The following is a 24,732-nucleotide window of genomic DNA, read 5'->3' on the forward strand; positions in this document are numbered from 1 at the left end:
GAAGCGTGCCGTCGGCGCGTAGATTCTCCAGCAGCTGGTAGTGTGGCTGGGGCAGGCTGCCCGCCAGAGTCTCCACATCCTGCCGGCGCAGCACCAGGTTCAGCAGCGAGGCACGGTAGCGCAGGCTGTCGGTTCGATCCAGTCCCTCCACGAAACCGTCGGCCGTCAGGAAACTCTCGCCCAGGCCAAAACGGAATTCATCCACCCAAAGGGAGTCGACGCGTCCCTCCGCGTGCAGGCTGAAATCGAGGGGGCGTCCCACCTCGGGGATACGGGGGAGAGCTCCCGGAAATCGTCCAGCACCAGCCGGGAGGAGCCCAGGTTGAGGTCGTAATGGGCTTCCCTGAACTGTCGTGCCAGCTGGCCGGCATAGAGGTCCACTCCTTCCACCTCCCCGGAGAGCTCCAGTTCAGAGTCGCCCAGCCTCAGGGTGAAGCCGTTGAACTCCAGAAAGCGGTTGTCGTTGTAGACCTGACCGCTGAGGGCGACGTCACCCGCCTGCAGCTCGCCCACCTGCATGGAGAGCGAGCGGATATCCCAGAAACGCTGCCGCTCGGTGAGTTCCAGGAAAAAGGAGGCCTGCAGCTCACCGATTTCTAAGGGCTGCGGCAGACCCGCGCGTCCGGCGGCCCCGTGGAGACGGTCCACGTAGACCGATCCGCCGGTGATGCTGACCTCGGGAGCGATGATACGTATGTTGTGGAACCAGGAACGGGAGGTGGTTTCGGGCGCCGGGTCCCCCTCACGTTCTGCGGTGCGGATCGCGGCGGCCGTATCAGGCCGGGCAGGTGCCAGGGCCTGGGCCCAAGTGTAGGCGCCGGTGGAGTCGGTGAGCAGTCGCAGCCGCGGTCCCTGCACCGAAAACCCGGTGATGCTGAGGCGGTTGCTCAACAAACTCCAGGGATCGAGGGTTACGTCCACGCGCTCGACCGAGAGCAGGGTGTCGGCCCCGGCGGCGCCGTCCGTCCGGGCATGGGTCACGGTCACCTCATCCAGGCTGGCACGGAAAGGCAGGGTACCCCGGAGGCTGCCGACGTCAAGTTCGGAGCGGAAGGCCGTCCGGTAGTCGCGCTCCAGGCGGTCAACCAGCCAGGAACGGGTGGCTTCAAGCTGCAGCAGTCCGAAGGCAATGCCTCCGAACAGCAGCAGCAGAAGCGCCGCCCCGAAAACCAGTCTCAGCAGATAGGTCCAGGTGGTATGTAGCCAGCGTAGCAGCAAAAGTCAGGCGGGCGTGGAATTGATATTTCGAAATGCGTAGCGCCACGCCTCCCCGATCAGCTCCTCATCTTCGCAGGGTACCAGGCGTGGTTCGCCCCACCGGTCCAGCAGCACCAGCCGTATGGTGTGGTCTTTCACTTTCTTGTCTCTTTTCATGGCCTCGATCAGTTCCGGCACCCGATCGGCGTAGCGGCCGTAGGGTGCGCGGTAGAGGGGAATAAAGGGTTCGAGCCGTCCGGCGTCCACCGGGGCGCCGCGCAGTTCGGAGGCCCGGCAGGCGGCGATCATACCCAGAAAAACGGCTTCCCCGTGGGAGATATTACCGTAACCTGCGATCTTTTCGAGGGCGTGTCCGAAGGTATGGCCGAAGTTGAGCCAGGCGCGCCGGCCCTTCTCCAGGGCGTCCTCCTCGACGATCTCCGCCTTGATGCGCGCGCTGCGGTGAATGAGGTCCTCCCAGCGCGGGGAGGGGACGAACCCCTGTCCGGCGGCTTCCTCGATCTCCCCGAACAGCTGCGGTTCGCGAATGGCGGCGTACTTAAGCACCTCCGCCAGCCCGTTGATCCACTCCCGCCGCTCCAGGGTCTCCAGGAAAAAAGTCTGCGCAAAGACGGCGTCCGGCTGGTGGAAAGCGCCCACCAGGTTCTTGCCCGCAGGGTGGTTGACCCCGGTCTTGCCCCCGATGGAACTGTCGACCATGGCCAGCAGGGTGGTGGGCATATGCAGCAGCGGCACCCCTCGCAGCAGGGTGGCGGCGGCAAAACCGGCGAGATCGCCGGTCACCCCTCCCCCCACGGCCAGCAGGGGTGTGCCGCGCTCCGGGGAGTTCTCCATCAGGGCGTCCGTCAGGCGCTTCCACTGCGACACCGACTTGCTGGACTCCCCCTCGGGCACCTGCAGGAAAACGCATTCGCGGAAGGACTCGCCGCATTCCGCCTCCAGGGTCTCCCCGTGAAGGCGCATCACCTTCTCGTCCACCACCACCATGAGCCGTGCGTCGCCGTAGCGATCCCGACCGAAGGTGCGGAAAGAGTCCCATAACCGCTCGCCCACGCTGTAGCGGCTGGACCAGCGCCGTTCGGCGCCCAGTTCAAAGGTGTGAGACATGAAGACGTATCTTGTCCATAAGTTGGTCAACCATCTGCTCCGGATCCTGCCGTTCGTCCGGGTCGAGACGCAGGCTCAGTTCGGCCTGCTCGTAGAGAGGGCGGCGGCGTTCGAGCAGGGCCTGCAATGCCTCCCTGCCCTTTTCGTGATCGGCCCCCGGCTCCCCCGCCGCGTCGGCCAGCGGTCGGCCGGTGTCCTTGCGAATACGCTCAAAGATAACAGAAAATGGGGTATCAATAAATATAAGGAGGCCGTTGAGCTTGAGATCATCCACCAGAGACTGGTTCTGAAGGGAGCCCCCGCCCAGGGCGATCACGCCGGACGCTTCACGCATGGCCTTCTTAAGCCAGGCGCGTTCGCGTCTTCGGAAGCCCTCTTCTCCCTCCTCCCGGAAAATCTCGGAAATCTCCATGTCCGCCTGCCGGGCCACGCGGCGGTCGAGGTCCGCAAAAGGCACCTCAAGGCGCTCGGCCAGCAGGCGTCCCACGGTGCTCTTGCCGGCGCCCATGAAGCCGCAGATCCAGATCCGTTCGGGAAGGTTGGGGATGTCGGTCCTGTTCACGTCGCCGGGATTATTCCATTCAACGGCGGTGCTGCGCCCGCGGTTCCACCGGGGGCACCATCACCACCTGCTCGCGCTCCACCTTCACGGCGCCGGGTCCGGCCCCTTTGGGCTTTCGCACGTATTTGCGTTTGGTATACATGACGGGCGCGCTTTTCATTCCCTGCGCCTTGGAAAACCAGGCTGCAAAGCCCGCAGCCTGCAGGATGACCTCCTGCGGGGGATAGTCCGAGGTGTTGCCCATGCGGATCACCACATGCGAGCCGGGGACGCCCCGGGCGTGCAGCCAGACGTCTTCCTTATGGGCCAGGCTGGTAAGCTGGTCATTGCTACGGGCGCTCTTGCCCACCCAGACTTCGTATTTTCCCACCTTCAGCTTGCGGTAGGGGGAGGAGGCCACCTCGCCGGACTCGTTGCCGAAACCCAGCTCCTCCAGCTTTTCCCGGCGCTCTCCGAACCAGTCTTGCATCTCCCCCAGGTGCGTCACCTTCCCCAGCTCCTCCCGCAGCCGGCGCACCGCCTCCAGCTCCCTCTCCACCCGCGGGATCCGCCGGCGGGCCTCCTCGTAGTTTCTCCGGGCCGACCGGGCTTTCTCATAGTACTGTTCGGCGTTGCCCGAAAAGCCCCTGTTCGGGTCCACCGCAATGGAAATTTCCCGGTCCTCCTCGTAGATATCAGGCAGGCGTACAACGGTCTCCCCCTCCCCCGTCTCCAGCCGGGGCTCCAGCTCCTCGTGGGCATGGGCCATCAGCAGGTGGGCGCTGCGCTCGTAGGTGTCGGCCCTCTCCAAACTTCTGTCGGCCTGGCGTAGCTGCTCCAGGCGGCTCGCCTTTTTCGATTCCATGCGTTCCAGGAAGCGGCTCACCTTCTCACGGCGGTTGTTGAGTCTCCTCAGGTGCACGGCGTTGCGGTAGGCGTGCCGCACGGCGTCGTTCACCGAGTCGAAGGCCCGGTCGGTGGGCAGGTCGAGCAGCTCCTCGTCCCACAGCGTCAGGTCGCCGGTCTGCAGCACCCGCGGACAGGGCTTCTCCTTCATGGCACGGACGATGCGCTCGCCGAAGGCGACGGTCTCGGCGGCGTCCATCCCATCCACCGCGTGCTGCTCTACCAGGTGCGGCAGCAGATTGCGAGGCAGCTTGGGATGCAGACCGGTAAGTCGGTTCTTCGGGATGGCCCGCATGCGCGGCTCCTCATCCCTGTCCGGGGGGTGCGCCTCCGGGGGCGCCTCCCCGCGCACCTCCTCCGGATTCTTGAAGGCGTCAAGGATCTCCTTCCCGTCGGTGAGGTAGACGTTGGGACTGCCCCCGTAGAGCTTGAAAAGCAGGGAATACTCCCCTTCGAAACGAACCTCCCAGAGGCGGTCCTCCTCCGCCAGCCGGGTGCCCTCCACGCGCCGGCCCTCGAGCTCGCCGAAAAAATCCATCACGTTGCTTTTTTTCGGAGGTCTGTAGTCGTCCAGGAAGATCGCCGTCTCCGAGGGATTGGCGCTGAATATCAGCCGGTGGCGCTCCCCGCCGGCCTCCAGGTAGAGCTCCAGCACATCCTTGTGGGGACTTATCCCACGCAGGTATACTCCCCCCCGGATCTTTTCTTTTATCTCGGAGTTTAGATATATTAGGACGAAATAATTATTCATGCATTAGAGGAGTGACCCTGAACAAAAACCGTAACAATTTGCAGGTTCGGTGAATGATCTATCCCATCTTTAATTCCGTTGTAAACTGCATTGAACAGGAGCTGAACAAGAGGGAAGCGGAAATCAAGACCTTCAAGACATGGAATGAAGATAGAATAAATGCCACAGGGTTGGAAATTCTCATCGACCTCTCCGGGCAGTCCCATTTCCTCGACACCCTCTCCATCAATTTCGACTGGGACCGTTTCCGCGAGACTGTGCTGGCCCGTCAGCTTGAAGGCATGGAAGAGCATCCCTTCCTGCAGGAGGAGAACATGGTGAGCACCTCCATCGCACCGGTCATCGACATCGAAATCACCTGGATGTTCAACGAGGAGAAGTCCCAGCCGCAGGTGGAGGGCCACAGTCAGTCGCGCCGCCTGGAATCGGCCAGCGAGTGGATGGAAGAGATCAGCCGCGACGTGAACCAGCTGCTGGGGGACGACAACATCATCACCCGCTGGCATGTGGAGGTGGAGGGCGACAGCACCGACAAGTACCTCTCGGCTATCAATCTCATCTCCTATTACCAGTACACCCTCTCCGACATGGAGAGCCTCAACGACGTACACCGGTTCGTGACCCGCCAGCTTCGCTCCCTGCTGGCCAAGTCGCGCAAGGTCAACAAGATCGTGGACAACACCCTCGCCTCGGTGGCGGCCTGAGCTCCCCTGCAGCGGACGCCCCTGCCCGCAAGCCTTTACCTACCCGCAAATTCTTCCGCCAAAGAAAAAGGCCCTCCTCCTTTCGTCCCGCACAGGGCGGGGAGAAAAGCGGCAGGGCCTGAATAGGCGTACGGTCGTCCCGCGCTACTTTTTCTTCTTGTGGCGGTTCTTGCGGAGACGCTTCTTGCGCTTGTGCTTGGAGATTTTCGCTCGTTTTCTCTTCTTTCCGCTGGGCATAATAGTCACCTTCGTTTTAACAGTGATGGTTGGTCTCTCTCCGCCTCTGCGGTTCGTCACCGCCGGGAGCGCCAACCGGCACCCACGGTGGACGGGGGATCTTAAAGGCTGTCAAGATACGAACAATTCCGATATTTCCTAGTCCCGACCGGGTTATTCCTCCTCGCCATTCATCATCGACTTGTTGACCTCCTCCTTGAAGTCCTTCGACATCTTGAGGGTGGGTACGTACTGCTCGGGCACGATGACCTCCTCGTTGGTCTTGGGGTTGCGCGCCACGCGTTCGGCCCTCTTGACCACCTTGAAGCTGCCGAAACCGCGCAGCTCGATGTGTTCGCCGCGTTTCATGGCGTCGATCACGGTCTCCATGAAGCCGTTGACCACCGCCTCCGTCTCAACCTTGGTGAGTCCTGTCGATGAAGATATCACGTCTACGATGTCCGCTTTCGTCATAACCAGTCACCTGTCTCGATTTAAAATTATTCCCCGTGAGGGGAACGTGCGCTTCTTGATCTGCAGTAAGCTTTTATTTTCTTCGATTTTAACGTTTTTTAATGTCACTTCAATGTCGAAACTTCATTTGAATCTAAAAAATTCAAATTTCTTTTATACTTTCATCCAAAATCGTTAACGAACATATCACCAACAGGAGCTCATGGAGACATTTGAACGGGTCATAGCGTGGCTAGAAAACGCAATCTGGAACTTTCCTGAAGCGATGCCGGCCATGGTGGTCCTCCTGCTCGCCTTCGGCCTCTTCATCACCTTCCGCCTCGGATTCGTTCAGATACGGCGTTTTGCCCACGGCCTCAAGGTGGTCTCCGGCTTCTACGACGACCCCGACGACGACGGGGACATCAACCACTTCCAGGCCCTCACCACCGCCCTTTCGGCTACGGTGGGCATCGGCAATATCGCCGGGGTGGCCCTGGCCATTCACTACGGGGGACCCGGCGCGCTTTTCTGGATGTGGGTGACCGCCATCTTTGGCATGGCCATCAAGTATACGGAGGTAACCCTCGCCCAGGAGTACCGCGGCAAGAATCCCGACGGCTCGGTTTCCGGGGGACCCATGTACTATATCGAACGGGGACTGGGCTCCAACTGGAAGTGGCTGGCCGTGGCCTTCGCCATTTCCGCCGCCATCTGCGCCTTCCTTACCGGCAACGCCGTGCAGGCCAACACGGTGGCCGACATGATGAAAACCGACTTTCAGGTACCCGTGGCCATCACAGGACTGATTACCGCCAGTCTGGTGGCCATGGTGGTGCTGGGCGGCATCAAGCGCATCGGTCGGGTAACCTCCCGCCTTGTGCCTGTCATGGGCATCCTCTACGTGCTGGGCGCGCTGGTCATCCTGCTGATCAACTACGAAGCCGTGATCCCCTCCTTTGTGACCATCGTCAGCAATGCCTTCAACCCGCAAGCCGGCGCTCTCGGCGTGGGTTCGGGCGCCCTCATCTTCACCCTGAGCTACGGAGTGCAGCGAGGCATCTTTTCCAACGAGGCGGGCCAGGGATCGGCCCCCATCGCCCACTCGGCGGCCAAAACCGACCAGCCTGTGCGTGAAGGCGTGGTGGCCCTGCTGGAACCCTTTATCGACACGCTGATTATCTGCACCATGACCGGCCTGGTTATCGTCTCCACCGGCTCCTGGGACGCCCATCACCCCTCCTCGGTGGATCCTTCGGGTGACGTGACGCACTACACCTACACCGCCTCCCAGGAATCGCCGGGCATGGAGAGTGACGCGCCGGTGCTCTATTTCGAGAACGGCATACCCGTAAACGGCACCATGTACTATAACGAATTCCCCGCCGACACCATGTACGTGGATCAAGGCTACTCTACGCCCTTCAACGGCCGCATTGAGCTGCAGCAGAACGAGGAGGGCGACTACATGGCGGTAAGTACCTTTACCGACGACGACAGCCGTATCACCACCCTCTACGGGGGCGTCGTGCAGCTGGGCGCGCCGCTCACCTCGGCCGCCTTCGAACGGGGACTCGCCCCGCTGACTTCGGGCGGCGGCTACATCGTGACCCTTGCCGTGCTGCTCTTTGCCATCTCCACCTCCATCAGCTGGAGTTACTACGGCGACCGCGCGGCACAATACCTCTTCGGCTTCGAATCCATCTTCTGGTACCGGATCGCCTTTGTAGGCATGCACTTTTTCGGAGCGGTGGTCTCGGTGGCCGTGATCTGGAGCTTCGGCGACGTGATGCTGGGTCTGATGGCCTTCTTCAACATCATCGCCCTCTTCGCCCTCTCAGGCGTAGCCTACAAGATTCACAAAAAGTACTTTGAGAATACGGACGTATAACTTATAAAGTCTGGTAAGTCCTAAAGTCTAGAAGTCGGGAAGTCTGAAAGTCGGATAGTCTTGAAGTCTGAAAGTCGAAGAGTCGATAAGGTGACCGTGGTGGACCATCCCCTGGTGGCGCGCGACGTCACCCTGCTGCGCGATGCGGGCAGCGGGGCCGACGCCTTCCGCCGGGCACTGCACCGGGTTTCGCTGGCCCTAGCCATGGAAGCCCTCCGCGGGGCGCCCACCGAGGAATGCCGCGTGAAGACGCCCATCCGTGAGACCACCGGGCGGCGACTATCCGGAGACGTAATCGTGGTGCCCATCCTGCGGGCCGGTCTGGGCATGGTGGACGCCTTCCTGCAGCTGCTGCCCGAAACGCGGGTGGGTCACCTGGGCATGTACCGCGACGAGGAGACCCACGAGCCCGTGGACTACTACGCCAACATCCCCGGCGGGGTGGAGTCGGCCCTGGTGCTGGTGGTCGATCCCATGCTGGCCACCGGCGGAAGCGCCTGCGGCGCCCTCTCCCATCTACGCAGGCGGGGCGCACAACATTTACGTTTTATTTCGTTAATTTCAGCGCCTGAAGGGATTCGCAAGCTCCGGGAACAGCATCCCGACGTGCCCCTGATCACCGCCGCAATTGACGAGAAACTGAATGATGAGGCCTTTATCGTACCGGGACTGGGTGACGCGGGGGACCGCTATTTCGACACCCTCTGATGCCCTGCGCAGCTTTCTGCTCGCCGCCCTTCTGGCGGCCTTCGGCTTCGGCCTCTCCTCCTGCAACGACCTGAGCAGCGATCAGGTACAGCAGATCAACGAGGCCCTCAACGACTCCCTCACCTCCTCCACCGAAGCCTGGGACGTTGAGATCGCCATCATGGAGAAGGAGCGGACCAAGGCGCGCCTGACAGGCTCGTACGCCGCCACCTACACACGGGGCGACTCCAGCCGCACCCATATCGACGGACCGGTGCACATCGACGTCTACGACTCTACCGGCGCGGTAACCACCCGCGTGCGTTCCGACCGCGCCATCTATCGCGCGGCCACCCTTCATTTCGAGTTCTTCGGCGACGTGCAGGTGGAGACCGACGAGGGACGCACCCTCTCCTCGGAGTACCTGCGCTGGAACCAGGGCGAGAACACCATCGACACCCCGCGTTTCGTGGTGGTGACCACCCCCACCGACACCCTGGCCGGTACGGGACTGACGGGTACAGCCGATCTCTCCAGTGTTACTCTGCATGACGCCCGCGGCAGCATCACGCTCGACTAATGGATAGGAACCGACTCCGCATAACCCCCGCCCGCCGTCTGCCCGCGTTCCCGGCCCTGACTGCGCTGCTGGTGCTGCTGGCGACCGCTCTCCCCGCAGAGGCCCAGCAGCGGGTCAACATTCTGGATTCAGAATCAGTCACCGATGAAATGGTGGACGGAGAGCCCGTCCAGGAGATCCTGGGCGACGTGCACCTGCGCATGGGCGATTTCGAAATGTACTGCGACAGCGCCTACCGTTTTTTTGACCGCGCAGAAGTCCGCGCCTACGGCAATATCGAGATCATCACCGCGGAGGAGCGCATCTGGGCCGACTCGCTGGCCTACTTCACCGACTTGGATTTCAGCCAGCTGCGAGGACGCGTGATTATCCGCTCCGACTCCACCACCCTCTTCGGCAACAGCGTGGACTACCGCTTCTCCACCAAGGTGGGACACTTTCTGGACGGGGTGCGCCTGGAGGATCCCCAGGGCGTGCTGCGCGCCAACTCAGGATTCTACCACCGTGAGGCCGACAGCGCGGTCTTCCGCGGGGAGGTCCAGCTTGCCGACTCCACCCAGTACCTGGAGGGCGACAGCCTCTTTACCAACCGCAGCACCGGGTACTACAAACTCTACGGGCAGATCTATGCCCGTGACACCGAAAACCGGAGCACGCTGACGGGGCGCTACCTGGAGGCCGACTCCACCGGGCGGCGCCTGCTGCGAGGAGATGCCTGGCTGCGGCGGGTTTCAGCGGATACCCTTGATGCCGACAGCGCAGACAGCGGTCCGCTGCGTCGGCCCGATCCCATCCCGCGAGACGCCGACTCCACCGGGACGCCCCATCCCGCCGCCGGCATCAGCGGGGCGGTCCTGCCGGACAGCGTAGCCGGCCGCCTGGAAGCCGACGCGGAGCTGCCGGACAGCCTCCGTGAGGCCCTGCCGGACAGCCTGGACGCCGGACGAGCCGACAGTCTCGGCGCCCGTCCGCCGGACGGCCTCTTTCCGGACACCCTCTACGCGGCATCCCGCGACAGCGCTCCGGAAGTACGGCGCGACACCACCCATATTATGGCCCGCGAGATCCTCATGCGCCGGCAAGCCGGGGCGCAGGGCGACACGGTGAATACGGTGGACGCCCGCGACAGCGTGCGCATCTGGTCCCCGCGCTTCTCCTCTCTTTCGGACAGCGCGCGCTACGACGGCGGCTCCGAAACCTTCGAACTGCACAAGGAGCCGCGCGCCTGGTACCGCAACATTCAGCTCAGTGGCCCCTACATACGCGTGGAGCTGCAGGGCAGCCAGGTGGAGCGCCTGGTCTCCCACACCCGGCCTTTTGCGGTGCAGCAGGATACGGCCATCGGGCGCCTAAACCAGATCACCGGCGACACTCTGACGGCCGATTTTTCCGGCGGGGCGCTCCACCGCATAAGGGTGTGGCCGGAGGGTCGGCTGCTGCGCTATTTCGTGAACGACGAGGGGCAGCCCGACGGGGCCATCGAACTCTCGGCCTCCGACATCCGCATTCTTTTTGAGGAAGGTCAGCTCGTGGAAATGCGCGTGCTGGAGCAGCCCAGAGGATTCACCCTGCCCGAAAGCGAGGATACGGCCAAACGCCGCCTGGAGGGCTTCCGGTGGGAGCCGGATCTGCGGCCCTCGCGTCCCGCACAGCCCATGGAGCGTCGTTTCCCTACCATACCGGCGGAGCGGCCCTTCGAGCTGCCCCCCCGCTACCTCGACTTTATAAGCTCACAGGAGCGCTAAGCGCTTTCCGACAGCGCCATGGTCTGCTCGACGATGCGCTGCTGGTGCTCGCGTGGTACTTCGGCATAGTGGGCGTAGCGGCGCGTGTGGGAGGCGCTGCCCTGGGTCATCGATTTGAGCCGCGTGGCGTAGTGGTCGAGCTCTTCCAGCGGCACGAGGGCCTTGACCTTCTGGATGGAACCCTCGGCGTCCATGCCCATCACCTGTCCCCTTCGCGTGCTCAGATCGCTCATCACGTCGCCCATGTAGTCGGCCGGCACGGTGATCTCCACCTCATAGATGGGCTCCAGCAGCTTGGGGCTGGCCCGCAGAAAACCGTCCCTGAAGGCCATCAGGGCCGCCGTTTTGAAGGCCGCCTCGTTGGAGTCCACCGAGTGCATGGAGCCGTCGAAGACGGAAACCCGTATGTCACGCACCCGGCAGCTGCTGATGGGACCGTTCTGCATCTTTTCCATGATGCCCTTGAGGATGGCGGGCAGAAATCGGTTGTCGATCACCCCGCCCACGATGCAGTTGCGGAATACCAGCTTCCCGCCCCACTCCAGCTCGATTTCCTGCACGTCGCGCACCTTGAGGTCATCATGCTCGGGCATAGGGTCGGTGAGCGGCTCGATCAGAAGATGCACCTCGGCGTACTGCCCGGCGCCGCCGGTCTGTTTCTTGTGGCGGTAGTGGGCTCGCACGGCCTGGGTAATGGTCTCGCGGTAGGGAATGCGCGGCTGCACAAAGTCGAATTCCAGCCCGAATCGCTTCTCAAGCTCGTAGCGGATCACGGCCAGGTGCTCCTCGCCCTGCCCGTGCAGAATAACCTGGTTGAGCTCCTGGCTGTGCTCCACTTGCAGGGAGAGGTCTTCCCGCTGCAACTGGTGCAGGGCCTGCCCCAGCTTGTCCTCGTCCCCCTCCTTCTTCAGCCTGACGGCCGTCCGGATGGTAGGCTCGGGAAATTGAATGGGTTCCAGGGCCACCGGCTGCGCCTTGGGATGAAGGGTGTCGTTCACGGCCGTGTCTTTCAGCTTGACCGCCGCGCCTATATCGCCGGACCTGAGCTCCCTGATCTCCTGGCGCTTCTCCCCCCGCGTCAGGTAGAGGGTGGACAGGCGCACCCCGTTGCCGGTGCGATGGTTGACCAGGTCGGTGCCGGGGCTGGCGCTGCCGCCGTAGACCTTGAAGTAGAGCAGGTCACCCACGTGCGATTCCGCGCTGTTCTTGAAGGTAAAGAGCACCGGCGGCCCGTCGGGATCCAGCGGAAACTCCTCCCCTTCCTCCGTCCTGGGAGGGTTGGCCTCCAGGGGATTGGGAGAGACGTTTCCCAGGAATCCCATCACGCGGCCCGTGCCCATGTTGCGCTCGGCACAGCAGCAGAACAGGGGAAAGAGGTCGCCGCTGAGCAGGGACTTCTGCAGGCCCTCGCGCATCTGCGCCTCGGTCAGCTCGCCCTGTTCGAGGTAGAGGTCCAACAGCGTCTCGTCGTTCTCGGCCACCGCCTCCACCAGCTGGTTGTGCAGCAGGTCAGCCTGGGCCTGGTGAGCGTCGGGAATGGGCAGCTTGTCGGGCTTGCCTCCCCCCTCCGGAAATTCGTACATGGTCATTTTCAGCACGTCGATGATGGCGTGGAAATCCTCGCCCTCGCTGTAGGGGTACTGCACCACCACTACGCCGCGTCCGAAGCGCTCCCTGGCCATGTCCACCGTACGCTGAAAATCGGACTGCCCCGTGTCGGGCTTGTTGACAATGAACAGCGAGGGGATGCGGTAGTTGCGGGTGTACTTCCAGAGGGCCTCCGTACCCACCTCCACCCCGTACTCGGCGTTCAGGGTAAAAATGGCGGTGTCGGCCACACGCAGCGCCCCAACTACCTCTCCCACGTAGTCGGCCGTGCCCGGCGTGTCGATGAGGTTGATCTTGCTGCCCCTCCAGTCCAGGCTCAGAAAGGATGAAAAGACCGATTTACCTTTCTCCTTTTCGATCTCATGGTAGTCGGAAAGAGTGGATTTCTCCTCCACCGACCCGCGGCGGCTTACGGTTCCCGATTCGTAGAGCATGGTCTCGGCCAGGGTGGTTTTGCCCGAACCGGCATGTCCCAGCAGAACGACGTTGCGAATGCGTGAAGGAGGGTAGACGTCCATAATTCCTCTTGCTTGCGGGCGCCCGCTGTTGCAGGTGTACGATTGCTGTAAAGGCTATATAATGGAAAAAATGGAGTCGCGCCAAAATATTTTCTCCAAAAATTGCTAACATGGCGCCCGCGCAGGAAGCGCAAAACAGGCAGCATCCCAATCATGAAAAACATCCTGCTCATCCAGACCGGCGGCACCATCGCCATGGACATAGGCGCCGGGCAGACGCCCGGGCTCGATCCGGAGCGCTGGGAGGAGCTCATCTACCGGGAAATCCCCGAACTCGAGGAGATCGCCTCCCTCCACCCCGAGAAGCTCTTTTTCGAAGACAGCTCCGATGTGAGTCCCCTGCACTGGGACCGCCTCATCTCGCGCATAGGCGAGCGTTACGAAGACTTCGACGGCTTCGTCATTCTGCACGGCACCGACACCATGGCCTATACCGCCTCCGCCCTCTCCTTCGGGCTGCGCAATTTGGGCAAGCCCGTGATCCTGACCGGCAGCCAGGTACCCATGCGCAATATCCGCAGCGACGCCCGCCGCAACCTGGTCAACGCCATCGAAATGGCCACCCTGCCCTTCAACGAGGTGGGCATCTGCTTCAACGACTTCCTCTTCCGCGGCAACCGCGCCACCAAAATGAGCATTGGCGACTTCGACGCCTTTGCCTCCCCCAATTTCCCGCCCTTGGCGGAGATCGGCCTCAACATCGAGCGCAACGTGGAGCCTCCGCAGCCGGCAGGCGATTTTGAAGCGGCGCCGGGCTTCGACGACCGGGTACTGCTGCTGAAGATCTTCCCCGGCCTCTCCCAGCGGCACCTTGAGGCCCTTCCCCTGGAAGAGGTACAGGCCCTGGTCATCGAATCCTTCGGCAGCGGCAACTTCCCGCTGAAGGAGCCCTACAGCCTGCTCCCCTTCCTGCAGCGCTGCCTGGACCGCGGCATCCTGCTGGTGATCACCTCCCAGGCGGCCTACGATGCGGTGGACCTCTCCAAGTACGAGAGCGGGCGCAGGGCCCAGGAGATGGGCGTGCTGGGTGCGGGCGACATGACTACGGAAGCGACCCTCACCAAAATCATGTACCTTCTGGAACAGACCGGAAGCGTGGAGGCCACCCGCGGGCGTTTCCCGCAAAGCCTGGCCGGGGAGGTAAGCGCGGCCGGCGGGTCCCGGCCGGACCGTTCCGGGACCCGCGTTAAAACCGATTAACCAGCCATTTTGCCATGTTTTTCGTATTCGATATTGAGACCGTCAACGACTTCGACTTTATCCGCTCCGTGCTCACCGATCCGGACGACGACAATGAGACCATGATGCTGCAGGCCGCCGAGGAGCTCTCGCGCGGCGGTTCCGGCTTCATGCCTCCCATGTACCACCGGATGGTCTCCTGGGTGGGCCTCTGGATCGAGAACAACGGCATGCCCAAGCAGAAGATCTCCTGGAGCGGGGAGGACGAGAAGGAGGGTCTCCAGAAACTCTTTGAAGCCCTCGGAACCTACAAGGACTTCGGGCTCATCCACCACAACGGGCGCTCCTTCGACCTGCCCGTGCTGCTCTACCGCGCCATGAAGCACGGGCTGCAGATGCCCAAGCGTCTGAGCCACTACGACATCCAGTACCGCTACAGCGACGACAACGTGGACCTGATGGACGAATTCAGCAACTACGGGGCCAGCTCCTGGCCCAAGCTCAAGCACCTGGGGCGACTTATCGGCATCCCCTTCAAGAAGACGGGCGAGGGGGGCGACGTGCAGCGCATGTACCTGGACGGGGAACTGGACAAAATCGAGCGCTACTGCTACGAAGACGTGATGGGCACCTACATCGTCTGGCTGCACCTGCGTTTCACCAACGGTGTCATCGGGCGCGAGCTCTTTGAAAACCTGAAAGAGCGGGCCATGAACAAACTCTCGGACATTCAAAGTCTTTAAAGTCTATAAAGTCGAAAAGTCCTAAAGTCGGGAAGTCGGGAAGTCGGGAGGTCGGGAGGTCAAAAAGTCCGAAGGTCCACCGACTTCAAGACTTTTCGACTTCGAGACTTTTGGACTTTAGTGTTAGACTTTTGTTCCTTTCGGGATGACGGAGTTTTTTGGCACGATGACGATGCCGTTGACCACATGGTAGTCGCCGTAGTCGCCGTCCTCCAGGTGATCGCCCCCCTTGATACGCACGTCGTCGCCTATGCGGCAGTTCTTGTCGATTATGGCCCTGCTGATAAAGCAGCGCTCGCCTATACCCAGGGCGGGCAGGTCGTCGTCCCTCTCGCGCTCGCGATCCTTGCGTTCATGATCGCCGGAAGGGAAGAAATCGTTGCCCATAACGATGGCGTGCTCGATGGTGGTGCCCTTGCCAATGCGCGAACGGATGCCGATCACAGATCGCTCGATACGGCTGGCCTCCACGATACAGCCCTCGGCCAATACCGAGCGGTCGAAGGTGGTGCCGGAGAGCTTGGAGGCCGGCAGCAGGCGCGCCCGGGTATAGATAGTGGCCTCGTTGTCGTAGAGATTGAAGCGGGGCAGGTCGTCGGTGAGCGCCAGGTTGGCCTCGTAAAAGGAAGTAATGGTCCCGATGTCGGTCCAGTACCCGTCGAATTCGTAGCTGGCTACCTCGAAATCCCGTTTGATAGCGTGGGGGATGACCTCCTTGCCAAAATCGGTGGCGTCGGGATTGCGGTTAAAGAGTTCGGTGAGCACCTCTCTGCGGAAGACGTAGATGCCCATGGAGGCCAGGTACTCCCTCCCCTCGGCGCGCAGATGTTCGGGAGTCTTCGACTTCCAGCGGTCCAGCTCCCCGGGGTCGGGTTTTTCCACAAAATCGACAATACGTCCCTGGTCGTCGGTCTTCATGATGCCGAATCCTGTAGCGTCCTCCGCCCTCACCGGTATGGTGGCGATGGTGATATCGGCCCCGCCGGTCTCATGGTTTTCCAGCAGGTCGTGGTAATCCATCTGGTAGAGCTGGTCGCCCGACAGGATGAGCACGTGGTCGTGGCGGTGATTCTCCATGTGGTGGAGGGACTGGCGCACCGCGTCGGCCGTGCCCTGGTACCAGTTCTGGCTCTTGGGCGTCTGCTCGGCTGCCAGAATATCCACAAAACCGCTGCTGAAGACGTCGAAGTTGTAGGTGTTCTTGATGTGGCGGTTGAGGGAGGCCGAGTTGAACTGCGTAAGCACGTAGATGCGGCGGATCCCCGAGTTGAGGCAGTTGGATATGGGAATGTCCACCAGCCGGTACTTTCCCGCGATGGGAACGGCCGGCTTGGAACGCAGCTTGGTGAGCGGGTAGAGGCGCTTGCCCTGCCCGCCGCCCAGGATAACCGATATGACCGATTGCTCCATGCTCTCCTTCATTTTCCTGTCATCCGTTCATACAGTTCAATGTACGCTATTGCAGAAGCATTCCACGAATAATCTTTTTTCATGACGCGGCGGCGTAATTCCCCCATGCGGCCGGCCTCGCTGTATAGCGCCACGGCGCGGTCCAGCGCTTCTGCGGCAGCCTCCAGGGTAAATTCCTCGAAAACGATGCCGCAGCCCCCCTCTTCGGAGTGGTCGGTCACCGTATCGCGCAGGCCGCCGGTGGACCGTACCACGGGGAGCGTGCCGTAGCGCATGGCATAGAGTTGATTCAGTCCACATGGCTCCACCCGTGAAGGCATGAGCAGGAAATCGCTTCCTGCGTAGATCTGGTGGGCCAGCGCCTCGTTATAGTCAATGACCGCCGAAAAACTCCCCTGCTCCCCGTACCACCTGCTCATGGCCCGGAATCGCTCATGCAGCGCCGGGTCGCCGGTGCCCAGCAGCAGGAAACGCACGGGCACCTCACGGTCGAGCAGGTCGGCGAAGAGGTCAGGCAGCAGGTCCGCCCCCTTTTCGCCCACCAGGCGTCCGATAAAGGAAATCAGCGGCACGCGGCCGGCGTCGGCCTGCGGAAGGCCGGTCTGGCGCAGCAGGAAGGCCTTGTTGCGCTCCTTGCCGTTCTCCAGATCGCCCGAATCGTAGTTGTAGTGGATATGGGGATCGGCGGAAGGGTCCCATTCCCGCGTGTCGATGCCGTTGAGGATGCCGGTGGACTTGTCACGCTCAATACGGAAGAGCCGCTCCAGTCCCGCGCTTCGCCGGCCCAGCTCCTGCAGGTACGTGGGCGAGACGGTGGTGATATGCCAGCAGCACTTAAGGCCGGCGGCCAGGCTGTTGAGGGTGTCGCCCCATTCCAGCAGCCCGCTGTCCGAGGGGTCGAAGTCCGGCAACAGGGCCGTCTTTTCCCAGTCGTAGCGACCCTGGTACTGCGCATTGTGCACAGTCAATACCGTGGGCATTTGTGCGAGGTCGCCGTAGCGTGGGCATCGGGAGGTCATGAAGGGCACCAGGGCGGTATGGTGGTCGTGGCAGTGCAGCAGGTTGAAGCCGGGACGCTCCTCCCACACCCAGTCCAGGACCGCCCGCTGGAAGGCGATAAAATGGCCGGCCTCGCCGGGCACGCCCCGGGCAGGATCGCCGGGACCCGGGTAGATGCCCTCCCCCTCGAAGAGCCCCTCCAGTTCCACCGCGTACAGATCAAAGCCCAAGCCAGGTTCCTCGATTTGCAGCACGCGGAAGGGACGCGCCGGGACCTGCTCACCTCTTTCTGTTCCCTCCAGGCCCGTCTTGCGGCCCTCTTCCGCGGGAATGACGCCCTCGCAGACCGTGCGGGCCGCCGCGGCCCGGTCGCGAAGCCAGGGGGTCTGGTAGCAGGGCATGATTACGGAGGCTTCCACCCCCTCCTCACGCTGGTAGCGCGGCAGGGCGCCCACCACGTCGGCCAGTCCCCCCACCTTGGCGGCGGGATGGCACTCGGCACTCAAGTGGAGAATTTTCATGGCATATAGGACTGGAGTTGAACCGCGGCGGCCGCCTGCGGCAGGATTGCGCGCAACAATGGAGCAGGATAGCACGTACCCGTGAACTTGCGGTAAACCTGAAGTAAGAAAATCTTTAAACTTCAGTCAAAGCTTTGTTTGTCAGGGCAGATATCATATGTTCGTGATCAAATTGTAAAAAATGGGATGTCATGGCCGTCATAGAGATTGACAACATCAGCAAAAGCTTCGGGGACAACCAGGCGGTGAACCGCGTCAGCTTTGAGGTCAACCAGGGTAAGATTTTCGGACTGCTGGGACCCAACGGCGCAGGCAAGACCACCGCACTCCGCATGATCAACTACATCCTGGTGCCCGACAGCGGCAGCATCGCCATCAACGGGCGCACCGCCAGCCCGGAGACCCAGCAGATGATCGGCTACATGCCCGAGGAGCGGGGGCTTTACAAAAAGATGAAGGTGGGCGAGCAGCTGCTCTACCTGGCCCGCCTGAAGGGCATGAGAGACGGGGAGGCGCGCAAGGCCATCCGCTACTGGCTGGACCGCTTCGAGGCGGCCGATTGGCTGGACAAGGAGGTGGGCGAACTATCCAAAGGCATGTCGCAGAAGGTGCAGTTCATCGCCACCATCGCGCACGAGCCCGACATTTACATCTTTGACGAGCCCTTCAGCGGACTGGATCCCATCAACAGTGAAATGCTCAAGGAGATCGTCATCGAGCTGCGCCAGAAGGGCAAGACCATTCTCTTCTCCACCCACCGCATGGAGCAGGTGGAGCAGATGTGCGATGAGATTTGCCTTTTCAACAAGGGACGCGCCGTGCTCAAGGGCAACCTGCGGGATATCAAAAAGAAATTCGGCAAAAACACCGTCAACCTGGAATTCGAGGGGGACCCCTCTTTCCTAGACAGCCTGGAGGAGGTGCGCATCAACAACCGCTCCACCAACTTTGCCGAGATCCGCGTGCTGGGCGACCGCAGCATGCAGGAAATCCTGCGCCTGGCCATGGACCACGCAGAGATTCACAAGTTTGAGCGCGTGGAACCCTCGCTGACGGAGATCTTCATCTCCACCGTGGGCGATGACAATATCAATCCGAAAGAGCTGGGCTGACCCATGATCGATTTCAGGAAAGTACGCATCATCATCGGGCGGGAATACATGACCCGCGTCCGCGGCAAGGCTTTTATTCTTACCACACTGCTGCTCCCCCTGGGACTAATCGTTTTCTTCGCGGTGGCCATCGGCGTGCAGTTCCTCGGCAGCGACACGCAGTATGAATTCGCCGTGCTCGACCAGACCGGGGAGGTCTATCCCAAGCTGGCCGAGATAGATTCTCTTCGCTACAGCGACTACAGCGGCACCGAGGTAGCCGATCTTCGTTCCCTGATCATGGAAGGCGACCTCAGCGGTTATGTGCGCATAACCGAGGGCAGCATCTCCGAGAACAGCGACATGGAGATGGTACACGGCGGCAGCGGCGGCATCGAACTGACCGGAAGCATCCGCTCCGACCTGCGCAACGCCATTCGTGAGGTGCGTCTGGACCGCGCGGAGGTGTCCGGCGAGATCCGCTCCATCCTGGACCAGCAGCCCCAGCTGGTCTCCCGCGAGCTCACCGAGGAGGGCGAGGAAGAGGAATCCAACACGATGTTTTACTTCTTCCTGGGCTATATGATGGCCTTCATCATGTACTTTGCCATGTTCGGCTACGGGGGACTGGTCATGCGGAGTGTGATAGAAGAGAAGACCAACCGCATCGTAGAGATCATCGCCTCCTCCGTCAAGCCCTTCGAGCTTCTGCTTGGCAAGATCCTGGGCGTGGGACTGCTGGGCGTTACCCAATTCGTAGTATGGGTGGTGGCCGCCGTGGGCATCCTCACCTTCGCGGGTCCCATCGCCGCCTCCTTTATGGACGCCCCCGCCGATACGGCCCAGCAGATGGCGGACGCTACCGGGGGTGCCGCATCCGCAATGCCTCAAATTCCCGCCATCGACCCCGTAATCGGCATCTACTTTGTCGTTTTCTTTGTGCTGGGCTACCTGATCTACAGCGCCGTCTTTGCCTCCATAGGCTCGGCGGTGGATTCCGAGACAGACACCCAGCAGCTCATGCTTCCGCTGATGCTGCCCATTATTATCGCCATCCTGCTGCTGCCCAAGGTGGCCTCGGACCCCGACTCCACCATCGCAGTGGTCAGCTCGCTCATCCCCCTGCTGAGTCCCGTGCTCATGATCGCACGCATCCCCATCACCGACGTCCCGCTATGGGAGCTGGGACTCTGCATCGCCCTGATGATCGGCACCATCGTCGGCTTCCTGGCCCTGGGCGCCAAGATCTACCGGGTGGGTATCCTCATGTACGGCAAAAAGGCCTCCTTCAAGGAGATCTGGAAGTGGATGCGGGCCTGACCCTGGCGTCGTACTCCTCGGCCAGGTGACGCTGCAGCAGCTCGCGCGCAGCCTCCGCCGAAAAGCTGTCCAGCGCCCGCACCGCCAGGTAACGTATGCGCGGGTCGGGATCCCCCAGAAGCTCCTCCGCCCGAGCCACCCAGTCGGTGGCCGAACGGTTGAACTGGCTCAGCAGTCCTATGGCCCGGACGCGCACATCATAGGGAAAGCGCGGCACCGTGTAGTGCTCGGCGTAGTCAACGGCCTGGTCGGTGGCGCCGGTCCCCGACAGCAGGCCTATGGCAAAGATGGCCTTTCGTCCCAGCGTATCGCTCCTGATCACGCGCGCCGTGAAATCGTTCAGCTGGTCACCGTTACCGATGCTGCTGAGCACCCGCACGGCATTCCGGTAGAGCGGACCCGCTTCGGCTCCCATAGCGAGGCTCTCCACGCGCGAACGCACGCGGTCGTTGTCCGGGTAGTTCTGGAGGGCCATCAGCGCGGCGTCGCGGACCTCCCGGCTGCCGCTGTCCAGGGCGTCCAGGAACTGCTGTTCGGTGCCCGCGGCTCCGCCGGTGATGTCGGCCAGCGAAAGCATAAGCGCCGCCCGAACACGCGGGTGGGGATCGCCGCCCATAAAGTCCTGTATGGCAAGCTGCAGATCGGGATTCCCGGTGTGGCTGCCCAGCCGGCGGGCCGCCTCCACGCGCTGCTCGAGCGATTCGGCGTTGCGAATCTCATAAATGAGGTAGGGCGCCGGCTTGTACTGCTCCAGGTAGAGGTTCGGGTGGGCGGAGCCCTCCAGGGTGAAGGTACGCGCCGTGGGCGGGACCGACACCTGTACGGAGTCGCTTGCCCCGGTGAAGGTCACCTCGGTGGTATCGCGACCCCCGCCCGCCCCGAAGGCGATGCCCCGCAGGGCGGTCAGCTCGCTGTATACCCCTTTGCGGGCGTTGAATACCAGACGCAGGCTGCCGTTGGCCTCGTCCAGGCGGTAGTCTACGCGGTAGATCACCGAATCGGACGCCGCACGTCCGCCTTCCGGGCCGGCCTGCATGCCCTCACGCCCCTGGACGACGTCGGCAAGGTCAGGTGGATCAAAAAGAGGCTGTCCGCTGCTGCGGTACCATCCGGAGGCGTAGTCCTCCCAGCCGTAGACGCCCGGCCCTTCGGAAAGTACGCCGCCGATGCTCTCGCGGATCACCCTTTTGAGTCCCCTGCCCTCCCAGGCCGGCAGCCCGCGCTGCCAGCGGTTCCAGGCGGCGGGTCCGAAGACCCCGTAGGGCCCCGCGGCCGTGCTGTCACCGGGGCGTTCATCGAGAGTGAGCGGCAGATTCCCTTCGCCGGCGCCTCCTGCGGTTCCGGCAGCGGCCGTCGCCCGCCGCCGGCCAGCAGGGTCTGGTAGAGGTTCATGGCCTCGGCGTCGGCCCAGCGCTCCTCGCGCTGCCAGGCTCCGAACCACTGGGCGGCCAGCCCCCTTCGCAGCTGCGTCTGCAGGGGTCCCATATTCCGGTAGAGGAAGACCGTGGAGGCGCCCCAGCTCTTGGTCTCCCAGAGGTGATCGTCCAGCAGCAGCACGTGCAGCCGTGAACGGGGTATTCGCGGCCGGCCGCCTCCTCGAGCTCATCGAGTGTTTCGTACGCCTCTTCCAGCAGGGCCTGCCGAAGCGAGTCACCCGCCGCACCCTGCTCGGTGTAGAGCTGGATGCGCTTGGACCCGAAGGAGGTCTCGTCGACCTCCAGGCGTCCCACCGCCCAGGCCAGGTCCGGCGCAGCCAGGGCTTCCGCGCTCTCGAAGCGGTAGGTCACCCGGTCCACCGACTCCAACTGTTCGCCGGTGCGGCGCCCGGGTGCCATGACCCGGTAGCCCGAGGGAACCGAAACGGAGAGGGCCAGCGTGAAGCGCACCCTGGGATGGTCCGGCAGGGGCACCCAGTGGCGGTTGGAAAGGGGCAGGCGGGAAGTCCATACCGTGCCGTTGTCGCTGCGCAGCAGTCCGAATCGGGGCTCGGCGCGGTAGGTAACGTTCACCCGGTGGATGGCGCCGCGGACGGTGGAATCGGCTACAAACACGAACAGGGAGTCGTTATGCATATGGTAGTCCGCTTCGGCCTCGTCCACGCTCACCGATTCAATTTCCATATGCGCCGCATCCAGCACCAGGCTGTCGGCTCCGTCCACGTTCGCCTCCACGCGCCAGGCGGCCTCCCCGGCCACGGCTCCCTGCTGCGGGTCCACCTGCATTTCAAGGCCCAGGTGCAGGAAGGTGAAGTCGAGACGGGGCCGGACCTGGTAGTCGGCGGTCTGGGCGGCCGCAGGCAGGGCGGCCAGGGTGCCCAGCAGCAAAATAAGTCCGCAGGCGGCAATGAACAGACGTCGGAGGCGCTTTAAAGCTTGCATGTAGGGATCATATGATGGCATTTACTGCTTACAGGGATTAAAATAACAATTGTTCCGGCTACGACGAAGTCCATCCATCGCGGGCGACAGGTCTTGCAATGCGACACTACCGGTCTCGTGCCAGCACCATCGTGAATAGGGAAAGGGGCTTGAGACTGCGTTGGGTCAGCTCAGCCACCGAAAAGCTTGAGCACACCGGGCAGCAGCTCTTTCCCGCAGGAGATGCCGTTGCCCGTGCGTATCGTGGCCTCCCCGTGCACGTCCCGAAAGGCGCCTCCCGCCTCCTCAAGCACCGGCAGCAGGGGGGCGGCGTCCCATAGATTCTGAATGGGATCGAACATTAGATCGGCGCGGCCGGCGGCCACCATCATATGCCCGTAGGCATCACCCCAGGTGCGGTGAATCCGGCAGCGATCCAGCATCTCGCGGAAGGGATCTCCGAAACCGTAGTCCTCGGCGCTGACCGCGTCGGTGGAGAGAAAGGTGGCCTCCTCCAGGGAGCCGCAGGGGCGTACCTTGCAGGCGCTGCCGTTCATACGGCATCCCCGTCCCCTGGCCGCCTCGCAGAGCTCTCCTGTGGCCGGCGCAAAGATCACTCCGCAGAGAGGCGTCCCCTCCACCTCCACCGCCACGAGGGTGGTGTAGAGAGGCATGCCGTGAATGAACGACTGCGTGCCGTCCACCGGGTCGAGGATCCAGCGCACCCGGGCGCCGGGATTGCTCTCCCCGTACTCCTCGCCCAGGATGGCGTGGTCCGGGAATCGGGCGCCGATCTCCGCACGCATGATCTGCTCGGCCTCGCGGTCGGCCGCGGTCACCGGTGTGGCGTCGTCCTTGCGGTCCACGTCGATGGACTTGCCGAAATAGCTGAGGGTATGCTCCCCGCCCTTGCGGGCGACGGCCACGGCGGTCTCGTGAAGTTCGTCCAGATTGATGTGCAGGCTCATGAAGGGGGGGGCTGTTCAGGATTCGCGTTCTTCCGTTTGTCGACCGCCCGCCTCGCGGACGGAGGCCGCCAGGACGTCGGCCAGAATCTCCAGCTGTACCTGCGAGATGACCAGGGGCGGCACCAGTCGAATGACGTTGCCCTGGGTGCAGTTGGAGAGCACGCCGCGGCGGAGCATGCCCTCGACGACGTCCCGGCCCGGGAAAGAGAGCGCCACGCCCAGCATGAGTCCCATGCCCCGGACCTCCCGCACCAGGCCGGTAGGGCCGAGCTCTTCGTCTATGCGCCCGCGCAGCCAACGGCCTTTTTCGGCCGCGGCCCCGGCAAGGTCCTGCTCCCCGGCGGCCTGCAGGGCGGCGTTGGCGGCGGCACAAGCCAGGGGATTGCCGCCGAAGGTACTTCCGTGGGCTCCGTGATCCATGGCTGAGGCGGCCTCTTCGGTGGCCGCAAAGGCACCGACGGGAAAACCGCCTCCCATGGCCTTGGCCAGGGCAACGATATCGGGGCGAATGCCGCTGTGCTGCCATGCAAACATTTTCCCGGTGCGTCCCACGCCCGTCTGCACCTCGTCGACCACAAGCAGGGCGCCGTGGCGGTCGCAGAGCGTACGCGCAAGCCGCAGGTAGTCGCCTGTAGCCGTATGCAGCCCCCCGGATCCCTGCACCACCTCCACCACCAGTGCGGGTGTCTGCCCGTCCATGGCCTCCTCCAGCGCCGCAGCATCGTTGAGGGGCACCCGGCGAAAGCCGGGCAGCAGCGGGCCAAAGCCCTCCGCGTACTTCTCCATGCCCATGGAGATGGTAGCCACGGTGCGGCCGTGGAAGGCATTTTCCAGGGTGATAACGGGCCCCTCCTTGCCGTGTTTGCGGCCATGCAGCCGGGCCAGCTTGAGGGCGCCCTCCATGGCTTCCCCCCCGCTGTTGCAGAGGAACACGCGGTCCAGGCCGGTCAAGCCGGCCAGTCGCCGGCAGAGCTCGGCCTGAGGACGGCTGTAGTAGAAATTGGAGATGTGCATGAGGCGCCCGGCCTGGCGGCGGACCGCCTCGACCACGGCGGGGTGGCAGTGTCCCAGGCTGTTGACAGCGATGCCGGCCAGGGCATCCAGGTAGCGGTTACTGTCGGTATCCCACACCCAGGCGCCTTCACCCCGCTCCAGGGTGACCGGATAGCGGCCGTAGACGTCCAGGTGAAATCGGTCGGTGGTCTCTCGGGCGTCCATG

22 protein-coding genes are annotated in these 24,732 nt (G+C 62.8%); 9 read left to right on the forward strand and 13 right to left on the reverse strand.

What is annotated here, in order from left to right; translation table 11 throughout:
* From U5K31_03575 to U5K31_03595, 5 genes are all read right to left on the reverse strand, one after another.
* Window positions 1-205: hypothetical protein (locus U5K31_03575; GenBank protein MDZ7771806.1), on the reverse strand; the 205-nt coding region annotated here is incomplete at its 3' end.
* A complete protein-coding gene (locus tag U5K31_03580) occupies window positions 166-1,218 on the reverse strand; it encodes an AsmA family protein (GenBank protein MDZ7771807.1) in 1,053 nt (350 codons plus the stop codon). The genes U5K31_03580 and U5K31_03575, both read right to left, overlap by 40 nt.
* A 3-nt stretch (window positions 1,219-1,221) precedes the next feature.
* Window positions 1,222-2,325, reverse strand: coding sequence for a 3-dehydroquinate synthase (gene aroB / locus U5K31_03585; protein MDZ7771808.1), 1,104 nt, complete (start codon window positions 2,323-2,325; stop codon window positions 1,222-1,224).
* On the reverse strand, window positions 2,309-2,887 hold the full coding sequence (locus tag U5K31_03590) for a shikimate kinase (GenBank protein MDZ7771809.1): 579 nt from the start codon (window positions 2,885-2,887) through the stop codon (window positions 2,309-2,311). Before U5K31_03590 ends, aroB begins: the two co-directional genes overlap by 17 nt.
* A 19-nt stretch (window positions 2,888-2,906) precedes the next feature.
* Window positions 2,907-4,427, reverse strand: a complete 1,521-nt coding sequence (locus tag U5K31_03595) for an NFACT RNA binding domain-containing protein (protein MDZ7771810.1) — start codon at window positions 4,425-4,427, stop codon at window positions 2,907-2,909.
* A gap of 149 nt (window positions 4,428-4,576) precedes the next feature.
* On the opposite strand from U5K31_03595, the gene U5K31_03600 reads away from it, so the two are divergent.
* Window positions 4,577-5,227 (forward strand): hypothetical protein, encoded by a 651-nt coding sequence (locus U5K31_03600; GenBank protein MDZ7771811.1) that lies wholly within the window; start codon window positions 4,577-4,579, stop codon window positions 5,225-5,227.
* A gap of 390 nt (window positions 5,228-5,617) precedes the next feature.
* On the opposite strand, the gene U5K31_03605 is transcribed toward U5K31_03600, so the two are convergent.
* Window positions 5,618-5,917 carry an HU family DNA-binding protein gene (locus U5K31_03605; protein ID MDZ7771812.1) on the reverse strand — a complete coding sequence of 100 codons (300 nt, stop codon included), beginning with the start codon at window positions 5,915-5,917 and terminating at the stop codon, window positions 5,618-5,620.
* A gap of 202 nt (window positions 5,918-6,119) precedes the next feature.
* On the opposite strand from U5K31_03605, the gene U5K31_03610 reads away from it, so the two are divergent.
* The 4 genes from U5K31_03610 to U5K31_03625 are packed head-to-tail and all read left to right on the forward strand — an operon-like array spanning window position 6,120 to window position 10,799.
* A complete protein-coding gene (locus U5K31_03610) occupies window positions 6,120-7,787 on the forward strand; it encodes a sodium:alanine symporter family protein (protein MDZ7771813.1) in 1,668 nt (555 codons plus the stop codon).
* 60 nt (window positions 7,788-7,847) lie between these two features.
* Window positions 7,848-8,495: a uracil phosphoribosyltransferase gene (gene upp, locus U5K31_03615; protein ID MDZ7771814.1), complete on the forward strand. Its 648-nt coding sequence runs from the start codon at window positions 7,848-7,850 to the stop codon at window positions 8,493-8,495.
* On the forward strand, window positions 8,461-9,054 hold the full coding sequence (lptC, locus tag U5K31_03620; protein MDZ7771815.1) for an LPS export ABC transporter periplasmic protein LptC: 594 nt from the start codon (window positions 8,461-8,463) through the stop codon (window positions 9,052-9,054). Before upp ends, lptC begins: the two co-directional genes overlap by 35 nt.
* On the forward strand, window positions 9,054-10,799 hold the full coding sequence (locus U5K31_03625; GenBank protein ID MDZ7771816.1) for an OstA-like protein: 1,746 nt from the start codon (window positions 9,054-9,056) through the stop codon (window positions 10,797-10,799). The genes lptC and U5K31_03625 overlap by 1 nt, the downstream gene beginning before the upstream one ends.
* Here the strand turns inward: U5K31_03625 and U5K31_03630 are convergent.
* On the reverse strand, window positions 10,796-12,925 hold the full coding sequence (locus tag U5K31_03630) for an elongation factor G (protein ID MDZ7771817.1): 2,130 nt from the start codon (window positions 12,923-12,925) through the stop codon (window positions 10,796-10,798). The two genes, U5K31_03625 and U5K31_03630, sit on opposite strands and share 4 nt — an antisense overlap.
* A gap of 153 nt (window positions 12,926-13,078) precedes the next feature.
* Here U5K31_03630 and U5K31_03635 point away from each other — a divergent pair, with 153 nt between their 5' ends.
* Both U5K31_03635 and U5K31_03640 read left to right on the forward strand, forming a co-directional pair.
* On the forward strand, window positions 13,079-14,125 hold the full coding sequence (locus tag U5K31_03635) for an asparaginase (GenBank protein MDZ7771818.1): 1,047 nt from the start codon (window positions 13,079-13,081) through the stop codon (window positions 14,123-14,125).
* A 14-nt stretch (window positions 14,126-14,139) separates the two neighbouring features.
* Window positions 14,140-14,847, forward strand: coding sequence for a ribonuclease H-like domain-containing protein (locus U5K31_03640; GenBank protein MDZ7771819.1), 708 nt, complete (start codon window positions 14,140-14,142; stop codon window positions 14,845-14,847).
* A 123-nt stretch (window positions 14,848-14,970) separates the two neighbouring features.
* Here the strand turns inward: U5K31_03640 and U5K31_03645 are convergent, their stop codons facing one another.
* Window positions 14,971-16,269 (reverse strand): glucose-1-phosphate adenylyltransferase, encoded by a 1,299-nt coding sequence (locus U5K31_03645; GenBank protein MDZ7771820.1) that lies wholly within the window; start codon window positions 16,267-16,269, stop codon window positions 14,971-14,973.
* Complete coding sequence (locus U5K31_03650; protein ID MDZ7771821.1) at window positions 16,266-17,777, reverse strand: glycogen/starch synthase; 1,512 nt, start codon at window positions 17,775-17,777, stop codon at window positions 16,266-16,268. The genes U5K31_03645 and U5K31_03650 overlap by 4 nt, the downstream gene beginning before the upstream one ends.
* 191 nt (window positions 17,778-17,968) lie before the next feature.
* Between U5K31_03650 and U5K31_03655 the strand changes: the two genes are divergently transcribed.
* Together U5K31_03655 and U5K31_03660 are read left to right on the forward strand one after the other, a co-directional pair.
* Window positions 17,969-18,889 carry an ATP-binding cassette domain-containing protein gene (locus U5K31_03655; protein ID MDZ7771822.1) on the forward strand — a complete coding sequence of 307 codons (921 nt, stop codon included), beginning with the start codon at window positions 17,969-17,971 and terminating at the stop codon, window positions 18,887-18,889.
* Between the two features lie 3 nt (window positions 18,890-18,892).
* Window positions 18,893-20,188 (forward strand): ABC transporter permease, encoded by a 1,296-nt coding sequence (locus tag U5K31_03660; GenBank protein MDZ7771823.1) that lies wholly within the window; start codon window positions 18,893-18,895, stop codon window positions 20,186-20,188.
* Here the strand turns inward: U5K31_03660 and U5K31_03665 are convergent.
* The 4 genes from U5K31_03665 to U5K31_03680 all read right to left on the reverse strand — a co-directional run bounded on the left by U5K31_03665 (window position 20,157) and on the right by U5K31_03680 (window position 24,731).
* Window positions 20,157-21,629, reverse strand: coding sequence for a HEAT repeat domain-containing protein (locus U5K31_03665; protein MDZ7771824.1), 1,473 nt, complete (start codon window positions 21,627-21,629; stop codon window positions 20,157-20,159). The two genes, U5K31_03660 and U5K31_03665, sit on opposite strands and share 32 nt — an antisense overlap.
* On the reverse strand, window positions 21,577-22,566 hold the full coding sequence (locus U5K31_03670; GenBank protein ID MDZ7771825.1) for a hypothetical protein: 990 nt from the start codon (window positions 22,564-22,566) through the stop codon (window positions 21,577-21,579). Before U5K31_03670 ends, U5K31_03665 begins: the two co-directional genes overlap by 53 nt.
* A 170-nt stretch (window positions 22,567-22,736) precedes the next feature.
* Complete coding sequence (locus U5K31_03675; GenBank protein ID MDZ7771826.1) at window positions 22,737-23,513, reverse strand: inositol monophosphatase family protein; 777 nt, start codon at window positions 23,511-23,513, stop codon at window positions 22,737-22,739.
* Between the two features lie 15 nt (window positions 23,514-23,528).
* Window positions 23,529-24,731 (reverse strand): aspartate aminotransferase family protein, encoded by a 1,203-nt coding sequence (locus U5K31_03680; GenBank protein MDZ7771827.1) that lies wholly within the window; start codon window positions 24,729-24,731, stop codon window positions 23,529-23,531.
* Window position 24,732: the final 1 nt, after the last annotated feature.

The organism is Balneolaceae bacterium (assembly GCA_034521445.1).
GTDB lineage: Bacteria > Bacteroidota > Rhodothermia > Balneolales > Balneolaceae > JAXHMM01.